This is a genomic window from Borrelia persica No12 (genome assembly GCF_000500045.1).
GTDB classification, from domain to species: domain Bacteria; phylum Spirochaetota; class Spirochaetia; order Borreliales; family Borreliaceae; genus Borrelia; species Borrelia persica.
This window is the reverse complement of the sequence record NZ_AYOT01000028.1, coordinates 1-1,000: the sequence shown is the minus strand read 5'-3', so window position 1 is coordinate 1,000 and position 1,000 is coordinate 1. Positions and strand designations below refer to the sequence as shown.

Genomic DNA, 1,000 nt, shown 5'->3' with positions numbered 1-1,000 from the left:
TTGATACTAATACTGTCAATGATTTATTAGGTGCAGAGTCTCTACGACCCAACTCATACTTCCAAAAAAGGAAAGAAGAAATCACCTATTCTTATTGCAAACGGTCACGATTCACCCCCCCCCTAGCAGTCAAGAAAAGAAAGAGAATATCAGACAGCAAAGTAAAAAATACAATTTCTACAATCAATTCAAGCAACGAAATATCTCTCTATTAAACAAAAGCCCTTTACCCCTATAAATTATTTAAGGAAAACACATCTTTTTTATAAGAGTTGTTTTCCTTTTGTTTTTATCTACTTCTTTTCATTTTACTTAATTATTTATTTTYTATCCAATTATTTTCCTTCAGATGTGTTCTTATCAAAAGTTACAGGAGKATCAYTYRCATTTATTTTAATTGCTTCTTTTACTGTTTTAAGTCCTGCATCAACTGTTTTTCTTATTGCTACAGTTAATGTATCTAATGCCTTAATGACTACACTTACTGCTGCTCCTTTAACTGCATCAGAAACATCTGCATCACTACTATTAGCAAACTTACCGCCCTTAGCCATCGCTCTTAACGCTATACCTCCTGCTATAACCGCATCTTTAGGGGAAACACCAATATTAGCATTAGCATCATTATTTTCAGCTAACTTAGCTGATTTACCATTATCTTTAAYCATAGCTTGCAGGATATCAGCACCAGTTACCGCCCCAACTGCTTTRGCTGCATCAGTAACAACTTTTTTGGCATTAGCTTGAGCTCCAGCAGCACCATTACCAGTAACAAATAATTTAGCTGCTTCACCATCAGCAGCATTGCCATTAGTTCTTGCAGTAGAACCATCTGAAGCTTTTTTATCATCTCCCGATTCATCACTTCCCAAACCTTTAAGTGACACATCTACTATTGACTTAATTCCCTTTATTAAATTCGTAACATTCCCAGCAGCACCAGCGTTATTCTGAGCAGCAACATTACCAATTAGTTCATCACCATCAGTACCAATAGCCT

At 35.8% G+C, this 1,000-nt stretch carries 1 protein-coding gene; it reads right to left on the bottom strand.

Annotated features, from left to right (window positions below; all coding sequences use genetic code 11):
- Positions 1–335 precede the first annotated feature (335 nt).
- On the bottom strand, positions 336–1,000 hold a 665-nt coding region (locus U881_RS0100445), incomplete at its 5' end, for a variable large family protein (RefSeq protein ID WP_024652913.1).